Origin of the sequence: Pseudomonas peli, from assembly GCF_050563605.1 — a bacterium.
In the GTDB taxonomy this organism is placed as follows: domain Bacteria; phylum Pseudomonadota; class Gammaproteobacteria; order Pseudomonadales; family Pseudomonadaceae; genus Aquipseudomonas; species Aquipseudomonas peli_A.
In genome coordinates this window covers 1-16,269 of sequence record NZ_JBNXUH010000032.1, presented here as the reverse complement: position 1 = coordinate 16,269, position 16,269 = coordinate 1, and the positions used below count along the sequence as shown (strand labels likewise).

The window sequence follows — 16,269 nt, the reverse complement described above, 5'->3', positions numbered from 1 at the left end:
CGGATGATCGCCAAAACTGCCATCCCCAACCAACGCAACCCATTCGGGACGTGAGGCCGTCCGACGGGTTATTCAACGAAAGAAAAGCCTCCAAGGCTGTGAATAACTCGGAAATAAAGCCTTTAAGCCATGATGCGCAGCCTGCCCCTTTGGACGGTTGCGGTAATAGTTAACCCGCTGCGGATTTTCGCGAGCGGCACCCGAGTTTCAGCGATACGTGTAGGGTGGAGATGTACAACTGTTGGTCCGCGTAGCAGCTCGCTTTACCAAGACGCCTCATCTCGTCCGCTACCAACAGCTGATTCCTCCTCCTGACTTAGTGCTTTCTGTTATCACAGCGAGCAGGAGACGTCCGTCGCGGCCCAGCACAATTGGCTGACCGCCGCTAGACACTGGAACGCTTTACGACCGTTCCTGACGCACCTGACACCGACCCCTGAAGTCGTGTGTGCCGAACGCCGCTTCCGCCAGCACCGGAAACCGACGGTACTACATGAAAAGAATGCTGATTAACGCAACTCAGCCCGAAGAGTTGCGTGTTGCCCTAGTAGATGGGCAGAAACTCTACGACCTGGACATCGAGTCCGGCGCCCGTGAGCAGAAAAAATCCAACATCTACAAGGGTAAAATCACCCGCGTAGAACCCAGCCTCGAAGCCGCTTTCGTCGACTTCGGCTCTGAGCGCCACGGCTTTCTCCCGCTCAAAGAAATCTCCCGCGAATACTTCAGCAAGGCTCCAGAAGGCCGCGTCAATATCAAAGACGTGCTCAAGGAAGGCCAGGAAGTCATCGTTCAGGTCGAGAAAGAAGAGCGTGGCAACAAGGGCGCAGCCCTCACCACCTTTATCAGCCTCGCCGGCCGTTACCTGGTTCTGATGCCAAACAACCCGCGCGCCGGCGGCATCTCGCGTCGTATCGAAGGCGAAGAGCGTAATGAACTGCGTGAAGCACTGAACGGCCTGGTCGCACCAAGCGACATGGGCTTGATCGTGCGCACTGCAGGCCTGGGCCGCTCCAGCGAAGAAATGCAGTGGGACCTCGATTACCTGCTGCAACTCTGGACCGCGATCAAAGAAGCCTCACTGGACCGCGCTGCGCCCTTCCTGATCTATCAGGAAAGCAACGTGATCATCCGCGCCATCCGCGACTACCTGCGCCAGGACATCGGCGAAGTACTGGTCGACAGCATCGAAGCGCAGCAGGAAGCCCTGAGTTTCATCAATCAGGTGATGCCGCAGTACGCCAGTAAGATCAAGCTGTATGAAGACAGCGTTCCGCTGTTCAATCGCTTCCAGATCGAAAGCCAGATCGAAACCGCCTTCCAGCGCGAAGTGAAACTACCGTCCGGCGGCTCCATCGTCATCGACCCGACCGAAGCCCTGGTGTCCATTGACATCAACTCGGCGCGCGCCACCAAAGGCAGCGACATCGAAGAAACCGCCCTGCAGACCAACCTGGAAGCGGCTGAAGAAATCGCCCGCCAGCTGCGTCTGCGTGACATCGGCGGCCTGATCGTTATCGACTTTATCGACATGACCCCGGCCAAGAACCAACGCGCCGTGGAAGAAAAAGTCCGCGAAAGCCTGGAAGCCGATCGTGCCCGCGTACAAGTGGGTCGCATCTCGCGCTTCGGCCTGCTGGAAATGTCCCGTCAGCGCCTGCGCCCGTCCCTGGGTGAAAGCAGCGGTATCGTCTGCCCACGCTGCAACGGTCAAGGCATCATCCGCGACGTCGAATCGCTGTCGCTGGCCATTCTGCGCCTGATCGAAGAAGAAGCCCTGAAAGACCGCACTGCTGAAGTTCGCGCCCAAGTGCCAATTCCAGTTGCAGCCTTCCTGCTCAACGAAAAACGCAACTCGATCACCAAGACCGAACTGCGTACCCGTGCGCGCATCGTTATCGTGCCGAACGATCACCTGGAAACCCCGCACTTCGAAGTCACCCGCATCCGTGACGACAGCCCGGAAGCTCAGTCCACTCAATCCAGCTATGAAATGGCGACCATTGAAGTGGAAGAAGAGAAGCAGGCCGCCGCAACGCGCACCCTGGTTCGCCAGGAAGCCGCGATCAAGACCGCGCCGCAGCGCACTGCGCCAACCCCGGTTGAAGCAGTAGCCGCACAGCCTGTAGCTGCCGCTGAACCAAGCCTGTTCAAGGGCCTGGTCAAGTCGCTGGTCAGCCTGTTCGCTGGTAAGGAAGAAGAAAAGCCTGCCGTCGTCGAGAAGAAAACCAGCGAACGTCCACAGCGCAGCGATGAGCGCCGCAACGGTCGCCAACAGAACCGCAGCCGTGGCGGCCGCAACAATGAAGAGCGTAAACCGCGCGAAGAGCGTGGCCCACGTGAAGAACGTGCACCGCGTGAAGAGCGCCAGCCTCGCGCAGCCCGTGAAGAACGTGCTCCACGTGAGGAACGCGCACCGCGCGAAGAGCGTGCGCCCCGCGAGGACCGCGCACCGCGCGAAGAACGCAGCCCGCGTGACGTTGTAGAAGTTCGCGAGCCGCAGGAAGTGCGTCAGTCGCGCCCACCGCGCGAAGAGCGTCAGCCACGCGACCGCAAGCCACGTGAAGAGCGCCAGCCGCGCGAACTGCGTGAGCCACTGGATGCCGCACCTGGTGATAGCGCAACTGTCAGCGAAGAAGCCCGTGCCGAACGTCCGCAACGCGAACCGCGCCAGCCGCGCGCACCGCGTGAAGAGCGCCAGCCACGTGCCGAACAGGCCGCAGTAGCCGCCGATGAAGAAGTACTGAACGCTGAAGAAGCACTGCAGGACGATGAGCAGGAAGGCAGCGAAGGTGGCGATCGCCCACGTCGCCGCTCCCGTGGCCAGCGTCGCCGCAGCAATCGTCGCGAGCGCCAGAACGATGCCAACGGCAACCCGATCGAAGGCAGCGAAGAAGGCGCAGAAGCCCCAGTCGATGCCGACAACGCAGTAGTAGCAGCAGTAACCGCCGCCGTTATCACTGGCGCGGACGAAGCAACCCAAGCAACAACTGAAGCAGCACCGGTAGTTGTTGAGCAGGAGCAGCCACGCGAAGTCGCTGCAGCTGAAGCACCACAAGCCGTTGTTGAGACCGTAGCTGTAGAAGCAGTAAGCAGCCCGGTTGTCGAAGTCAGCGAAGCACCTGTATATGCCACCGAAGTCAGCGAAGCTGCACCGGCACCTGCTGTTGTAGAGGCGCCAGCCCCGGTTGCAGAGCTTGTTGAAGCGCCTGCCGTGGTTACCGCACCCGAGCCGGTTGCCGAAGCCGTAGTAGCTGAAGTTGTAGCAGCCGAAGCTGCCCCTACGGTCGCCATCAGCAGCACCGGTCGCGCACCTAACGATCCGCGCGAAGTGCGTCGTCGTCAGCGTGAAGCCGAGCGCCTGGCCCGCGAAGCCGCCGAAGCACCAGCTGCCTCCGTACAGGTTGAAGCTGCTGCACCGGTAGCTGAAGAGCCGCCTGCAGAAGTGGTTGCCGAAGCCGTAGTTGAAACTGCAGCCGAAGCTCCTACGAGCATCGAAGCAGTCGAGCCCAAGGCCGAAGCCGCAGTGCACGCAGAAGCAGAAGTAAGCCAGGAGCCACAAAGCTCGCTGTTTACTGAAGTAGAAGCTGACGAGCAGGATAAAGAAGCGGTCAAACCGCAGATCTGATCCGCTAGGCAATAAAAAAGGGGATGCTTCGGCATCCCCTTTTGCGTTCTGGCTTTTATTACAGTGCGATCAATACGCTGTTCGCTAGCTTCCGCCAAAACGCCTTAGAGCACGTTTGGCTCGATCTCCAGTTCCACCGCAAAACGCTGGGCGATATCCGCCTGGATACGCTGCGCCAGCGCCAACAACTGCGCACCGCTGGCGGAGCCGTAATTGACCAATACCAACGCCTGCAAGCGATGCACGCCTGCATCACCCTCACGAAAGCCCTTCCAGCCCGCCCGCTCGATCAACCAGCCGGCGGCCAGTTTGACCTGCCCGTCCGCCTGGCCATTCACCACCTGAGGATAGGCCACCAGATCGGCATGCTCAGCGCGCAAGCGCTGCGCTAGCTCAGCCGATACCAACGGGTTTTTGAAGAAGCTGCCGGCATTGCCTAGCTCAGCAGGGTCAGGCAATTTTTCACTGCGAATGGCGCAGATGGCATGGCTGACATCCAGCGCCGTCGGGGCACTGATGCCCTGCTCCGCCAGACGCTGACGCACCGGGCCGTAATCCAGATGCAGCGCAGCAACACGGCTCAAGGCAAAGCGCACTCGCAGGATGACCCAGCGCCCGCTTTCGCGCTTGAACAAACTATCGCGGTAGGCAAAGGCGCAGTCATGCAGAGAAAACTCACGCAGCTCGCCACTCTGTCGATCCAAGGCCGTCAAACCGGCAAACAGATCCTTCAGCTCAACGCCGTACGCGCCGATATTCTGCACCGGAGCAGCGCCCACTGTGCCGGGAATCAGGCTGAGGTTTTCCAGGCCGGCAAAGCCCTGCGCCAGCGCCCACTGCACAAACGGATGCCAGGGTTCGCCCGCCTCTGCCTCGATCACCACACGCTCGCCGTCATCGCTGAGCACGCGAATACCGCGACTGGCCATACGCAGCACCAGCGCCTCGACGTCAGCAGTGAGCAGCAGATTGCTGCCGCCCCCGAGCAACAACAGCGGCAACTGCTGCGTTTGCGCATAGCTCAGCGCTTCGCGCACCTGCTGATCATTCTCAGCCTCGGCAAAATGGCTGGCCTGAGCCTCGACGGCAAAGCTGTTATAGAGCTTCAGCGATACCTGGGTGCGCACCTGCAAGCTCATAAACGCCCCTTGAGTTCGAGCACCAGGGCATCACAGGCCTGCTCGATCAAATCCAGCACCTGGGCAAAACCGGCCTCGCCACCGTAATAGGGGTCCGGCACTTCATCCAGCTCCAGCTGATAACGGCGCAGAAACAGGTCCAGCTCGGCCGCATCATTGCCCGGACGCAGCTGCTGCAGGTCGTGCAGGTTGCTGTTATCCATCGCCAGAATCAGGTCGAAGGCGTGAAAATCCGCCGCCTTGACCTGCCGGCCACGCAATGCCGAAAGGTCATAGCCACGCTGCTGCGCCGCCTGGCGCGTGCGGATATCCGCCGCCTTGCCCACATGCCAGTCGCCAGTACCGGCCGAGTCGACTTCGACGCGCCCTTCCAGCCTCGCCTCACGCAGCTTGTGGCGCAACACGCCTTCGGCCGTGGGCGAGCGGCAGATATTGCCCAGACAGACAAACAGAACGCGCATCAGGCCCCCAGCAGGCGACGAACCCGCTCCAGGTCTTCCGGCGTGTCGACGCCCGCAGGGGGGGCGTCCAGAGCATCGGCGACATGGATACGCACGCCATGCCAGAGCGCGCGCAGCTGCTCCAGGCACTCGGTGTCTTCCAGCCAGCACGGACCCCAGACGACGAAGTCATGGAGAAACTGCGCACGGTAGGCGTAGATACCGATGTGGCGACGATACGGTACGCCTGCTGGCAGCTCGTCACGGCTCTTGGCAAAGGCATCCCGCGCCCAGGCCAGCGGCGCGCGGCTGAAGGTCAAAGCCAGGCCCATCTTGTCGCTGACCACCTTGACCACATTGGGATTGAACAGCGCCTGTACATCCTCGATCGGCTCAGCCAGGGTGGCGATGGCCGCCTGCGGATTCGCTGCCAAGTTGGCCGCCACCTGATCAATGATCGATGGCGGAATCAGCGGCTCATCACCCTGTACGTTGACCACGATGGCGTCAGCAGCCAGGCCCAGAGCCGTGGCTACTTCAGCCAGGCGGTCGGTGCCGGAGTTGTGGGAGGCGTCGGTCAGCACCACCTGCGCACCAAAGCTGCGGCACACCTCAACAATGCGTGCATCGTCGGTGGCCACCACCACCTGTTGGGCGCTGCTTTTGCACGCCTGTTCCCAGACATGCTGGATCATCGGTTTGCCGGCAATATCCTGCAGCGGCTTGCCCGGCAGGCGGCTGGAAGCGAAACGCGCCGGAATCACAACGGTAAAGGCAGTGCTCATTTACTTGTCCAGGCGCTCGTCGACGTTGAGGGTGCGGGCTTCAGTTTCCAGCATCACCGGGATGCCATCGCGAACCGGGAAAGCCAGTGCGTCGGCCTTGCAGATCAGCTCGCTCTTGTCAGCGGCGAGCTTCAGCGGGCCCTTGCACAGTGGGCAGGCGAGAATGTCGAGTAGTTTCGGGTCCATGGGAGATCCTTGATAGGAAGCAGCTGCTGGGGCGGACGAGGCCGCCGAATGATCAGAACAGTCAGGCGCGCGGCACAAGACGCTGCAATTGCTGATCAAACCAGGCGACAAACGCGGCCGAAGGCTCGGCATCCACCGCCAGGTACCACCAATCGTCAGCCGCAAAGGCACGGCACTTGACCGCATCCTTTTCCGTCATCAACACCGGCAGCGCCGGGCTGAAATTCAGCAGCTCGGCGCTATACGGCGCATGGTCGGCAAAGGCATGCGCGACAGGCCGCCAGTGTAGCCCTTCGAGGGTATTGAAGAAACGCTGCGGGTTGCCAATACCGGCGACCGCATGCAGGGCCTGACCGGCAGGGAAGTGACTGAGCGGGTGCTGCTGACCACTGCGCAGATTGACCAAGGTACGCGGCTGCAGGGTAAAGCCGTAGCCATCGTGCGGATCGCTCGACGCGCCGTTATACAGCAGCGCATCGACACTCTGCAGACGCTCGACCGGCTCACGCAGCGGGCCGGCAGGCAGGCAATGGCGATTGCCCAAGCCGCGCGCGGCATCGATCAGCACCAGTTCGAGATCTCGGGCCAGACGGTAGTGCTGCAGGCCGTCGTCACTGAGGATCAGGTCCAGCTGTTCGGCCGCCAGCAAGGCCGCTAAGGCGCGGCCGCGATCAGGATCAATCATCAGCGGTACGCCGCTACGCTGCACGATCAGCAAGGGTTCGTCGCCGGCCACGCTAGCGGCCTGATCGGCCTGCACGCGCCAGGGCAGCTGCGGCGGCTGCGCACCATAGCCGCGACTGACCACACCGACGCGCAGCCCTTGGCGGCGGCAATGCTCGATCAGCCAGAGAATCATCGGGGTTTTGCCGGTGCCGCCGACGGTGATATTGCCGACCACCACTACCGGCACGGGAGCACGGTAGATCTCGCCCTCACCCGCCAGAAATCGCGCACGCTTGCGCTGCACCACCGTGCGATACAGCCACTCCAGCGGACGCAGCAGACCCAGCGCCGGATGACCGGAGTACCAGGCAGCAGTGAGGCGTGCGGACAGGCTCATCAGTGGGCAACCCTCAAGGCGCGGCTTGCGCCTCGATGGTGGTCATGCGCAGATGGGCAAAACCCAGTTTGCCGGCCGCATCCATGGCGGTAATCACCGCCTGATGCTGCGCCTTGGCATCGGCGCTGATGATCAACGGCAGGCTGTTATCACCTTCCGATTCCTTCTGCAGCGCTGCCATCAGGCTTTCCAGATCGCTTTTCAGCAACTGTTTGGCATTCAGCGAGTAGCTGCCATCGGCAGCAATCAGGATTTCCAGCTGCTTCAGTTCGGTCTGCTCCGGCGGCGTGCCAGTGGCGGCCTCCGGCAGATCGACCTTGAGCTGGGTCTCACGGGTAAAGGTGGTGGTGACCACGAAGAACAGCAACAGGATAAACACCACGTCGATCAACGAGGCCAGGTTGATCTCGACGTTCTCCCGCGGTTTGCGCCGGAATTTCACGCCTTGTCCTCGCCCATGTCGACATCACGGTCGCCCTGCACCACTTCCACCAGGCGAATCGCCTCCTGCTCCATGCCGACCACCAGCTCATCGACGCGGCGTTGCAGGTAACGGTGGAAGAACAGTGCCGGAATGGCCACCATCAAGCCCGCCGCCGTAGTGATCAGCGCCTTGGAAATACCGCCGGCGAGCAAAGACGCATTGGCCATGCCCGAGCCCATAAAGGAGCTGAAGATTTCGATCATGCCCAGCACGGTGCCGAGCAAACCCAGCAGCGGCGCGATACCGGCGATGGTGCCCAGGGCATTCAGGTAGCGTTCCAGGTCGTGGATCACCCGGGCGGCAGCTTCCTGAATGCACTCCTTCATGATCTCGCGACCATGTTTGGAGTTGGCCAGGCCGGCTGCGAGGATCTGCCCCAACGGCGAGTTGGCGCGCAGTTCCTTGAGCTTCTGGTTATTGAGTTTTTTCTCTTTGATCCACTTCCACACCTGACCGAGCAGGTTGGGTGGGGTGATGCGGCTCGGCCGCAGCGTCCACAGGCGCTCGGCAATGATGCCGGCCGCAGCGATAGAACACAGAATGATCGGCAGCATCATCCAGCCGCCAGCTTTAACCAGTTCCCACACGGTGGCAGATCCCCTTCACAAAAGTGGCGCCACTCTAGCATAGGGTCGCGGCCTCGCCGACCGCCGCCGTTCTCATTTTTCCCGCCAAAAACGTGCTCGATAGCGCAAACCCTGCGCCTGCTCGAATGCGCCCAGTTGAATCCGTACCGCGCCGTGCTGGGCCGTGTCATAGGGCTGCGCCGCCACCGCGCGATAACGCGCCATTACTTCCGCATGTGGATGGCCAAAGCTATTGTGCGTGCCCCGGGAGATCAACACTGCAGCCGGTTTAACCTGTGCCAATAACGCCGCAGACGAAGAGCTGCGGCTGCCATGGTGCGGCGCCAGCAGCCACTGCGCCGGCATTCCAAGACCACTATCGAGCAAGGCTCGCTCAGCGTGGCTGTCGATATCGCCAGTCAGCCACAGCCGCTCACCGTTGGCCTCGACTCGAAGCACACAGGACGCCTGGTTCCCATCGGTAGCGCCCGTCCAGCGCCAAGTGCTGAACTCAACACCGTCCCACTGCCAGCGCTGCCCACTGACGCAAGCTGTAGCCTGTAATGAAGACGCTAACTTATCCGGCTCGCCACTGAGTATCTGCCTGACCGGCAGACCGCGCTTGATCGCTACGGCGCCACCGGCGTGATCGTTATCAGCATGGCTGATCAGCAGCAGATCGAGCCCACGCACATCCAGCGCACGTAAAGAAGGCAGCACTATCCTCTCGCCAGTATCGAACTCACCAAAGCGCGGGCCTGCGTCATACAGCAGATCATGCTCCTGAGTGCGTACCAGCACCGCCAGGCCCTGGCCGACGTCCAGCATCCACACCTCGGCTCGCCCGTACTCAGGACGTTGCTGCGGGCTGAACAACAAGGGCAGCAGCAGTAATGCGCCCAGGCTGCGCATTGGCAAGGCAGCCGGCAATAGCAACACCAACGCGCCAAGCGCCACCAGCAACCAAGCCCAGAATGGCAAGGCACTGGGCAACCAGGCTGGCAGCCATAGGGCCAATTGCGTGAGCAGATAGAACAGCAGATCCAGCACCCAGCCTGCCACCCAAAGCAGCGCACTCCCAACCCCAGGCAAGGGCAGCAATAACGTGCCGAGCAATGCCAGCGGCACTACCAGTAACCCCACCACTGGCACAGCCACCAGATTAGCTAAGGGGCTGCTGGCACTCACCGGCAAACCGAGCGCCAGCAACAACGGCAGCAAACCAATAGCCATGGCCCATTGCGCGCGCAACAGGGTGCCCCACCAGGGCCAGGCACCGAGCCGACCGCTGAAGATCAGGATCAGCAGCATCACCGCGCCAAAGGACAACCAGAAACCCGGCTGCAAGCTGGCCAGCGGCTCGCCCAGCAGCACCACAAGTAATGCCACTAACAAAGGCAGCCACACACCAAGATGACGAAAGCGCCAGCGCCAGAGCAGCACCAGGCCGACCATCACGCAGGCGCGCTGCACCGGCACTTCAAAACCTGCCAGCAGGCCGTAAGCCAACGCGCCAGCAAAGGCCAACACACAGGCGCAGGGCAACCAGGGCCAGCTGCGTGGCCAGAACCCCAGGCGCGCCAAGCCGGCAACCAGACCATATAAAAGTGTCGCCAGCAGGCCGATATGCTGGCCGGAGATGACCATCAGATGCACCGTACCGGTGTTCTGCAGTACCTGCCAATCCGCCGTCGACAGCCCCGAATCATCGCCCAGTACCAAAGCCGCCAACGCACCTTCGCGACCATATGCGGGCGTTGCCAAAAGCTGCTGACGCAAGCGGTCACGCCAGGCCCCGGAGCCACTGGCAGGGGCAATCAGCTCACCACTTTTTACGGTGCCAGTGGCGCCGATGCGCTGCGCCAGCAGCCAGGCTTCGTAATCGAATGCCTGAGGATTGACCAAACCATGGGGGCGCTTGAGCCGTACCGCCAGGCGCCAGGTCTCGCCCGCGCGCACTGCCGGCCCGTCATACCAGGCCAGGCGCAGACGCGCGGGCAATTTGTCGCGACGTGAAGCCACCTGCTCCAGCTGAAAGCGCACCACGCCCTCGCCCACCTCGGGCAGGCCAACCACCTGCCCTTGCAACCACAGGGTACGAGCATCCAGCTGCCGCGCCAGACGATCATCCAGCGCCCACTGCGCCGATACGCAGGCCCAGCTGAAACCGAATAGAAACAAGGCGATGGGATAACTGCGAAACGGCAGCAGCATCAAACCGACAACCGGCAAAAGAGCCAACAGCCACAACGGCGGCAAAGCCGGAAGAAAGCGCAGCACCAGCAGCCCGGCCACCAGCGCGAAAATCCCTGTGCGCATAGACTCGCTCCATGAGTCGAATACAGCATTTAACCTGTCGATCAGCTTTTGCTTATTTGCTGTCACAAAGTGTGAAAGCAGGCTGTCATCAAAGGGTGCATAATGTCGGCGCTTTTACCCGCCAGAGAGCCTTCATGCCGCGTCGTTTATTCAAGCGCTACATGCCTCACCCAGACCGCATCAAGGGCAATAAATCCCTGCGCTTTCTGGGCAGCCTGATCCACGATCCCAACCTCTGGCACCTCAACCGACATTCTGTTTCACGCGCCATGGCTATCGGCCTGTTCTGGGCGATGATCCCCATGCCCATGCAAATGGCCGCCGCTGCCGCCGTGGCCATTCCGGCCCGCGGTAACCTGCCGATCTCGATTGGCCTGGTCTGGCTGACCAACCCGATCACCATGCCGCCGGTGTTCTATTGCAGCTACAAATTCGGCGCCTGGCTGATGAACACACCCACCCTGCAAATGCCTGATCACATCACCCTCGGCTGGGTCGGCCATGTTCTGCAAACCCACTGGCAGCCGCTCTATCTAGGTTCGTTAGTACTCGGCCTGTTGTTTGCCCTGATCGGCTACTTCGCCACCAACGCTTACTGGCGCTGGTGGGTGCGGCATAACTGGCGCAAGCGCCAGGAAAAACGCAGTCAGCAAAACGCGCAGCACTGACACAAAAAAGCCGTTACTCAGTAACGGCTTTTTTGTTTCTGCCAGCGTAGCTTATTCGTAACGTAGCGCATCGGCCGGCTGAATCTGCGCGGCCCGCCAGGACGGGTAGACGGTAGCCAGAAAGCTCAGGCTGAACGCCGCCCCGCAGATCAGCAGAACATCAGACAGCAGCAGCTCAGATGGCAGATTGCTGATGAAATACACATCCGAACTCATCACCTGCTGACCGCTCAAACGCTCGATCCAGCCCACCAGCTGACTGACATTCAGCGCCGCCAGAATGCCCAGCACTGCGCCGATAACCGTACCGATCACGCCGATCACAGTGCCCTGCACCATAAAGATGCCCATGATCTGCCCCGGCGTCGCGCCCAGGGTGCGCAGAATGGCGATATCCGCGCCCTTGTCCGCCACCACCATGATCAGCGTGGCAATGATATTGAAGGCCGCCACCGCGACGATCAGCAGCAGCAACAGACCGATCATGGTCTTTTCCATTTTCATCGCGCTGAACAGGCTGCCTTGGGTCAAGGTCCAGTCCGCGGAGCTGTAACCCGCGCCCAGCTCGCCGACAATCTGCGCGGCCACTTGCGGCGCTTGATACAGATCCTGCAGTTTCAGCCGCACGCTCTGCACCTGGCCCGGCTGCATGCGCTGGATATGCGCCGCATCGGCGACGTGAATCAACGCCAGCGAGCTGTCCAGCTCGGCGCCAACCTTGAAGATGCCGACCACGTTAAGGCGTTGCATGCGCGGGCTGATGCCGCCCGGCACGCTGCTCAGTTCCGGCACGATCAGCGCCAGCTTGTCGCCCACCCGCAGCTGGAAGCGCCGCGCGGTGATCTCGCCGAGCACCACGCCAAACTCACCTTCACGCAAATCGCTCAGGCGGCCTTGCTGCATATGCTTGTCGATGATCGACACCTGCGGTTCCAGCGCCGGATCGACGCCGTGCAGCTGCACCGGCTGCATCGCCCCGCGTACCGAAAGCATGCCTTCGAGCTCAGCAAACGGCACCGCAGCAACCACCTGCGGATTATTCTTCGCGGCAGCAGCGACCTGCTGCCAGTTATCCAGCGGCTGCGTCCCGGCGATGCTGGCATGCGGCACCATGCCGAGAATGCGCGTGCTCATTTCCTTCTGGAACCCGTTCATCACCGACAGCACCACGATCATCGCCAGAACGCCAAGGGCCAGGCCGATCATCGAAGTCATCGATATAAAGGAAATAAAGTGGTTGCGCCGCTTGGCCCCGGTATAGCGGATACCGATAAAGATACTCAGCGGACGAAACATCAGGCGGCCACCAGCTTGCCGTCTTCCAGACGCAGGATGCGGTCCATCTGCTGGGCCAGCGCCATGTCGTGGGTCACTACCAGAAAGGCAGTCTGCGACGAGCTGCTCAGCTCCTTCATCAGGTCCTGAATGCCCTGCGCGGTGTGGTGATCGAGGTTGCCAGTGGGCTCATCGAGCAGCACCAGACCAGGCTGATTGACCAGGGCGCGAGCGATGGCCACACGCTGACGCTCACCGCCGGACAGCTCAGACGGTTTGTGCGCCAGGCGATGGCCGAGGCCAACACGTTCCAGCAGCGCCGTGGCGCGTTGACGCGCTTCACTGATCGGCGTGCGGCCAATCAGCAGCGGCATGCAGACGTTCTCCAGCGCGGTGAACTCCGGCAGCAGGTGGTGAAACTGGTAAACGAAACCCAGTGCACGGTTACGCAGCAGACCGCGCTGCTTTTCATTCAGCGCCGACAATTCCTCGCCCGCCAGCCAGACGCTGCCGGTGCTCGGCGTATCCAGGCCGCCGAGCATATTCAGCAAGGTGCTCTTGCCCGAGCCGGAGCTGCCAACAATCGCCACGCGCTCGCCGGGGTGCAGTTCCAGCTGCAGGTCCTGCAGCACCACCACCGATTGCGGGCCTTCGTCGTAGCTTTTACCGAGGTTGCGACAACTCAACACTGCACGATCTTGCATAACCGAATCACTCATAACCTGATCATTCATAACGCAGAGCCTCCGCAGGCTGGGTGCGCGCTGCGCGCCAGGCCGGATACAGGGTGGCGAAGAAACTTAGAATCAACGCCGCGCCGCAGACCAGCAGCACGTCCGCCAGCATCAGCTGCGATGGCAGGTAGTCGATGAAATACACATCGGCATTGAGGAATTTGATCCCCAGCAGCCCTTCGAGCGCGGCAATCGCACTGCTGATATTCAAGGCGGCAAGGCAGCCCAGCACCGCGCCGATGGCCGTACCGAACACACCGATCACCGTGCCTTGGACCATAAAGATCGCCATGATCTGCCGCGGCGTCGCGCCCAAGGTACGCAGAATGGCGATATCGCCCTTCTTGTCGGTGACCACCATGACCAGGGTGGAGATGATGTTGAACGCAGCGACCGCGACGATCAGCAACAGCAGCAGGCCGATCATTGCCTTCTCCATACGGATCGCCTGGTACAGATTGCCGTGGGTGCGGGTCCAGTCGCGGGCGTAGTAATCACCCTCGCCCAAAGTCTGCGCCAGTGCCCAGGCAGTACGTGGGGCTTCGAACAAATCGGCGAACTTCAAGCGTATGCCCTGCACCTGATCGGCCTGCCAACGCTGCAGACGCGCCAAATCCTGTACATGGGTCAGGGCCAGGTGACCGTCGATCTCACCGGCGCCGACATGGAAGATGCCCACTACGGTAAAGCGCTTAAGGCGCGGAAACATACCGGCTGGAGTAACCGTCACTTCCGGCGCGACAAAGGTGACCTTGTCACCCAGATCGACGCCGAGTTTGGCTGCGGCCTTGGCGCCCAGCACCATGCCGAACTCGCCGGGCTTAAGGGCATCCAGCGAACCCTTGCCACCATCTTCAGGCTTGAAGAAGTTGCCGATGATCGAGACCTTGGCCTCTTCCAGCGGATCGACCGCATTGATCAGCACTTTCTGCACCTTGCCGTCGTTGGTCAGCAGGCCCTGCATTTGGCTGAAAGGCGCAACCGCAAGCACTTGCGGGTTGCTTTGCGCCCGTTCGGCCAGGCTGCGCCAGTCCTTGATCGGCGTGGCGCTCTCGACCGTGGCGTGCGGCACCATGCCGAGCACGCGGGTGCGCATTTCATGGTCGAAGCCGTTCATCACCGACAGCACCAAAATCATCACCAGCACACCAAGTGCCAGCCCGATCATAGAGGTCAGGGAAATAAAGGATACGAAGTGGTTGCGACGCTTGGCCCGCGTGTAGCGCGTGCCGATAAATACGAACAGAGGTCTGAACATGTCGGGGCTGATTCGAGGGAAAAAGAAACGTCCTTGTGGCGGGGCTTGGCGAGCAGCCTTACACTCTGACCACTACTGCTGCCATGGGTTCGCCATGCCGACTCAAGATGAAGATGATCGCCGCGAATACTATCGTATCGACGATACGATCGCACTGGAATTCACCCTGCTCTCGGGCGCAGAAGCCCTGGCCAGTGATGAGCTTCACGACAGCTCCCCACTATTCAACCTGCTCAGCGACCTGCACCTGATGGACTTCGAGTCGCAGCATCTGCTGCGGCACATCACCGAACGTGATCGCACCCTGGCCAATTACCTCAAGGTAATGAACAAGCGCATCGACCTGCTCGGCCAGGCCGTGGCGCAAAGCCTGCTGCGCGACATCGGAACGCCGCGCAAGGTCAGCCTGTCCGAGGGTGGCGTCAGCTTCAATAACCCTCAGCCCGTTGCAACCGGCGCTCACCTGGCGGTAAAAATGGTGCTGATGCCACAGGCCTTGGGCCTGCTGCTAAGGGCCAAGGTGGTGCATTGCCAACCACTGCCGTCGCAGCAATTTGAAATTGGCGCAGAATTCGAAGCCCTGAGCGATGCTCAGCGCCAGCTACTTGCCCGGCATATCCTGCAGCGCCAGGCCCTGGAGCGTCGCCAGGCCCGCGAGCAACCCCTGCAACCCTGATAGCGAGCCACCATGCCCCGTCTGTTCCTGCTTCTCGCCCTGCTCCTGCCTCTCGGCGCTCACGCCGATACCCTGCAAATTCCTATCGGCCAGCAAGGCGGCAGTGCGCTACAGCTGCCGCAGTTCGGCGAATCACAACGCGCCGTGCTCGAGCGTTTCGGCCTGGCCGATGAAGAGCACCCCAGTGTTGGCAACCCGCCGATCACCCGCTGGGATTACCGCGAGTTCAGCGTCTACTTCGAGCACAAACATGTGATCAACAGCGTGCGTCATCATCAGCCCGGCGCAGCCCTGCCCGACAAGGAGCAACAGTGACAGTCATCTATGGACATCGCGGCGCCAAAGGCGAGGTGCCGGAAAACACCCTGGCCAGCTTCCAGCAATGCCTGAAGCATGGCGTGCGCCGCTGCGAGCTGGATCTGCACCTGTCGCGCGATGGCGAGCTTATGGTGATTCACGACCCGACGCTCAAGCGCACCACCGGCCACCGCGGCAAGGTCGTTGAGCATGACGCTGCTGAGCTGGTGACCTATGACGCACGCAAAGGCGGCCCCGGCGCAGTTGCGCCCTGCCCAATCCCACGGCTGGAAGAGCTGTTCCAGCACTGCGATTTCGAGCACTGGCAGCTGGAAGTCAAAAGCGCCTCGAAGGTTCGCTCGGCGCGCATGGTCAAGGCGATTGCCGAGCTGGCAGAGCGCTACAAGCTGACGGACAAGGTCACCGTAACCTCCAGCTCCCGCGAAGTACTCGGCGCCCTGCAACAGCTGACGCCGCACCTGCAACGCGGCCTTGTCGCCGAATACGCCTGGCTCGACCCATTGAAGGTTGCCAAGCATTACGGCTGCCACTTGCTCGCGCTGAACTGGACACTGTGCACCCCAGAGCGCCTGCTCAAGGCGCAAAAAGCCGGTTTGCATGTCTCGGTGTGGACGGTCAACGAACCGGCACTGATGCGCCGTCTGGCAGACTTCGGTGTGGACAGCATCATCACCGACTTTCCCGGCCTGGCAGTGGCGACCCTGGAATAACCTCCCGGATAGCCCCAGCT

General features: G+C 61.4%; 16 protein-coding genes. 5 read left to right on the top strand and 11 right to left on the bottom strand.

What is annotated here, in order from left to right:
- Positions 1 to 493 precede the first annotated feature (493 nt).
- Positions 494 to 3,628: a ribonuclease E gene (rne, locus tag ACQ4LH_RS20580; RefSeq protein WP_430698899.1), complete on the top strand. Its 3,135-nt coding sequence runs from the start codon at positions 494 to 496 to the stop codon at positions 3,626 to 3,628.
- A gap of 104 nt (positions 3,629 to 3,732) precedes the next feature.
- On the opposite strand, the gene murB is transcribed toward rne, so the two are convergent.
- The 8 genes from murB to ACQ4LH_RS20540 all read right to left on the bottom strand — a co-directional run bounded on the left by murB (position 3,733) and on the right by ACQ4LH_RS20540 (position 10,610).
- Positions 3,733 to 4,767 (bottom strand): UDP-N-acetylmuramate dehydrogenase, encoded by a 1,035-nt coding sequence (gene murB, locus ACQ4LH_RS20575; protein WP_430698898.1) that lies wholly within the window; start codon positions 4,765 to 4,767, stop codon positions 3,733 to 3,735.
- Entirely contained in the window at positions 4,764 to 5,228 is a 465-nt protein-coding gene (locus ACQ4LH_RS20570; protein ID WP_430698897.1) for a low molecular weight protein-tyrosine-phosphatase, read from the bottom strand. Before ACQ4LH_RS20570 ends, murB begins: the two co-directional genes overlap by 4 nt.
- The gene (gene kdsB, locus ACQ4LH_RS20565; RefSeq protein WP_430698896.1) at positions 5,228 to 5,992 is read right to left on the bottom strand and encodes a 3-deoxy-manno-octulosonate cytidylyltransferase; all 765 of its coding nucleotides are present in this window, start codon (positions 5,990 to 5,992) and stop codon (positions 5,228 to 5,230) included. The genes ACQ4LH_RS20570 and kdsB overlap by 1 nt, the downstream gene beginning before the upstream one ends.
- Positions 5,993 to 6,178, bottom strand: a complete 186-nt coding sequence (locus tag ACQ4LH_RS20560) for a Trm112 family protein (RefSeq protein WP_090387286.1) — start codon at positions 6,176 to 6,178, stop codon at positions 5,993 to 5,995.
- Positions 6,179 to 6,239: 61 nt separating this feature from the next.
- On the bottom strand, positions 6,240 to 7,241 hold the full coding sequence (gene lpxK, locus ACQ4LH_RS20555) for a tetraacyldisaccharide 4'-kinase (RefSeq protein ID WP_430698895.1): 1,002 nt from the start codon (positions 7,239 to 7,241) through the stop codon (positions 6,240 to 6,242).
- A 13-nt stretch (positions 7,242 to 7,254) separates the two neighbouring features.
- Positions 7,255 to 7,683 (bottom strand): ExbD/TolR family protein, encoded by a 429-nt coding sequence (locus tag ACQ4LH_RS20550; protein ID WP_090248015.1) that lies wholly within the window; start codon positions 7,681 to 7,683, stop codon positions 7,255 to 7,257.
- Positions 7,680 to 8,312 (bottom strand): MotA/TolQ/ExbB proton channel family protein, encoded by a 633-nt coding sequence (locus ACQ4LH_RS20545; protein ID WP_311088589.1) that lies wholly within the window; start codon positions 8,310 to 8,312, stop codon positions 7,680 to 7,682. The genes ACQ4LH_RS20550 and ACQ4LH_RS20545 overlap by 4 nt, the downstream gene beginning before the upstream one ends.
- Positions 8,313 to 8,384: 72 nt before the next feature.
- Entirely contained in the window at positions 8,385 to 10,610 is a 2,226-nt protein-coding gene (locus tag ACQ4LH_RS20540) for a DNA internalization-related competence protein ComEC/Rec2 (RefSeq protein ID WP_430698894.1), read from the bottom strand.
- Between the two features lie 134 nt (positions 10,611 to 10,744).
- Here ACQ4LH_RS20540 and ACQ4LH_RS20535 point away from each other — a divergent pair, with 134 nt between their 5' ends.
- On the top strand, positions 10,745 to 11,278 hold the full coding sequence (locus tag ACQ4LH_RS20535; RefSeq protein ID WP_430698893.1) for a DUF2062 domain-containing protein: 534 nt from the start codon (positions 10,745 to 10,747) through the stop codon (positions 11,276 to 11,278).
- A gap of 51 nt (positions 11,279 to 11,329) precedes the next feature.
- Here ACQ4LH_RS20535 and ACQ4LH_RS20530 read toward each other — a convergent pair whose 3' ends face one another.
- The 3 genes from ACQ4LH_RS20530 to ACQ4LH_RS20520 are packed head-to-tail and all read right to left on the bottom strand — an operon-like array spanning position 11,330 to position 14,545.
- Positions 11,330 to 12,574: a lipoprotein-releasing ABC transporter permease subunit gene (locus tag ACQ4LH_RS20530; protein ID WP_430698892.1), complete on the bottom strand. Its 1,245-nt coding sequence runs from the start codon at positions 12,572 to 12,574 to the stop codon at positions 11,330 to 11,332.
- Positions 12,574 to 13,257, bottom strand: a complete 684-nt coding sequence (gene lolD / locus ACQ4LH_RS20525; protein ID WP_170049072.1) for a lipoprotein-releasing ABC transporter ATP-binding protein LolD — start codon at positions 13,255 to 13,257, stop codon at positions 12,574 to 12,576. Before lolD ends, ACQ4LH_RS20530 begins: the two co-directional genes overlap by 1 nt.
- A 22-nt stretch (positions 13,258 to 13,279) precedes the next feature.
- Positions 13,280 to 14,545 carry a lipoprotein-releasing ABC transporter permease subunit gene (locus tag ACQ4LH_RS20520; protein WP_430698891.1) on the bottom strand — a complete coding sequence of 422 codons (1,266 nt, stop codon included), beginning with the start codon at positions 14,543 to 14,545 and terminating at the stop codon, positions 13,280 to 13,282.
- A gap of 94 nt (positions 14,546 to 14,639) precedes the next feature.
- On the opposite strand from ACQ4LH_RS20520, the gene ACQ4LH_RS20515 reads away from it, so the two are divergent.
- Genes ACQ4LH_RS20515 through ACQ4LH_RS20505 form a run of 3 tightly spaced genes read left to right on the top strand, consistent with a single transcriptional unit; the run spans position 14,640 to position 16,249 of the window.
- Complete coding sequence (locus tag ACQ4LH_RS20515; RefSeq protein WP_430698890.1) at positions 14,640 to 15,221, top strand: PilZ domain-containing protein; 582 nt, start codon at positions 14,640 to 14,642, stop codon at positions 15,219 to 15,221.
- Positions 15,222 to 15,233: 12 nt separating this feature from the next.
- Positions 15,234 to 15,536, top strand: a complete 303-nt coding sequence (locus tag ACQ4LH_RS20510; protein ID WP_430698889.1) for a phosphodiesterase — start codon at positions 15,234 to 15,236, stop codon at positions 15,534 to 15,536.
- The gene (locus ACQ4LH_RS20505) at positions 15,533 to 16,249 is read left to right on the top strand and encodes a glycerophosphodiester phosphodiesterase (RefSeq protein WP_430698888.1); all 717 of its coding nucleotides are present in this window, start codon (positions 15,533 to 15,535) and stop codon (positions 16,247 to 16,249) included. The genes ACQ4LH_RS20510 and ACQ4LH_RS20505 overlap by 4 nt, the downstream gene beginning before the upstream one ends.
- Positions 16,250 to 16,269: the final 20 nt, after the last annotated feature.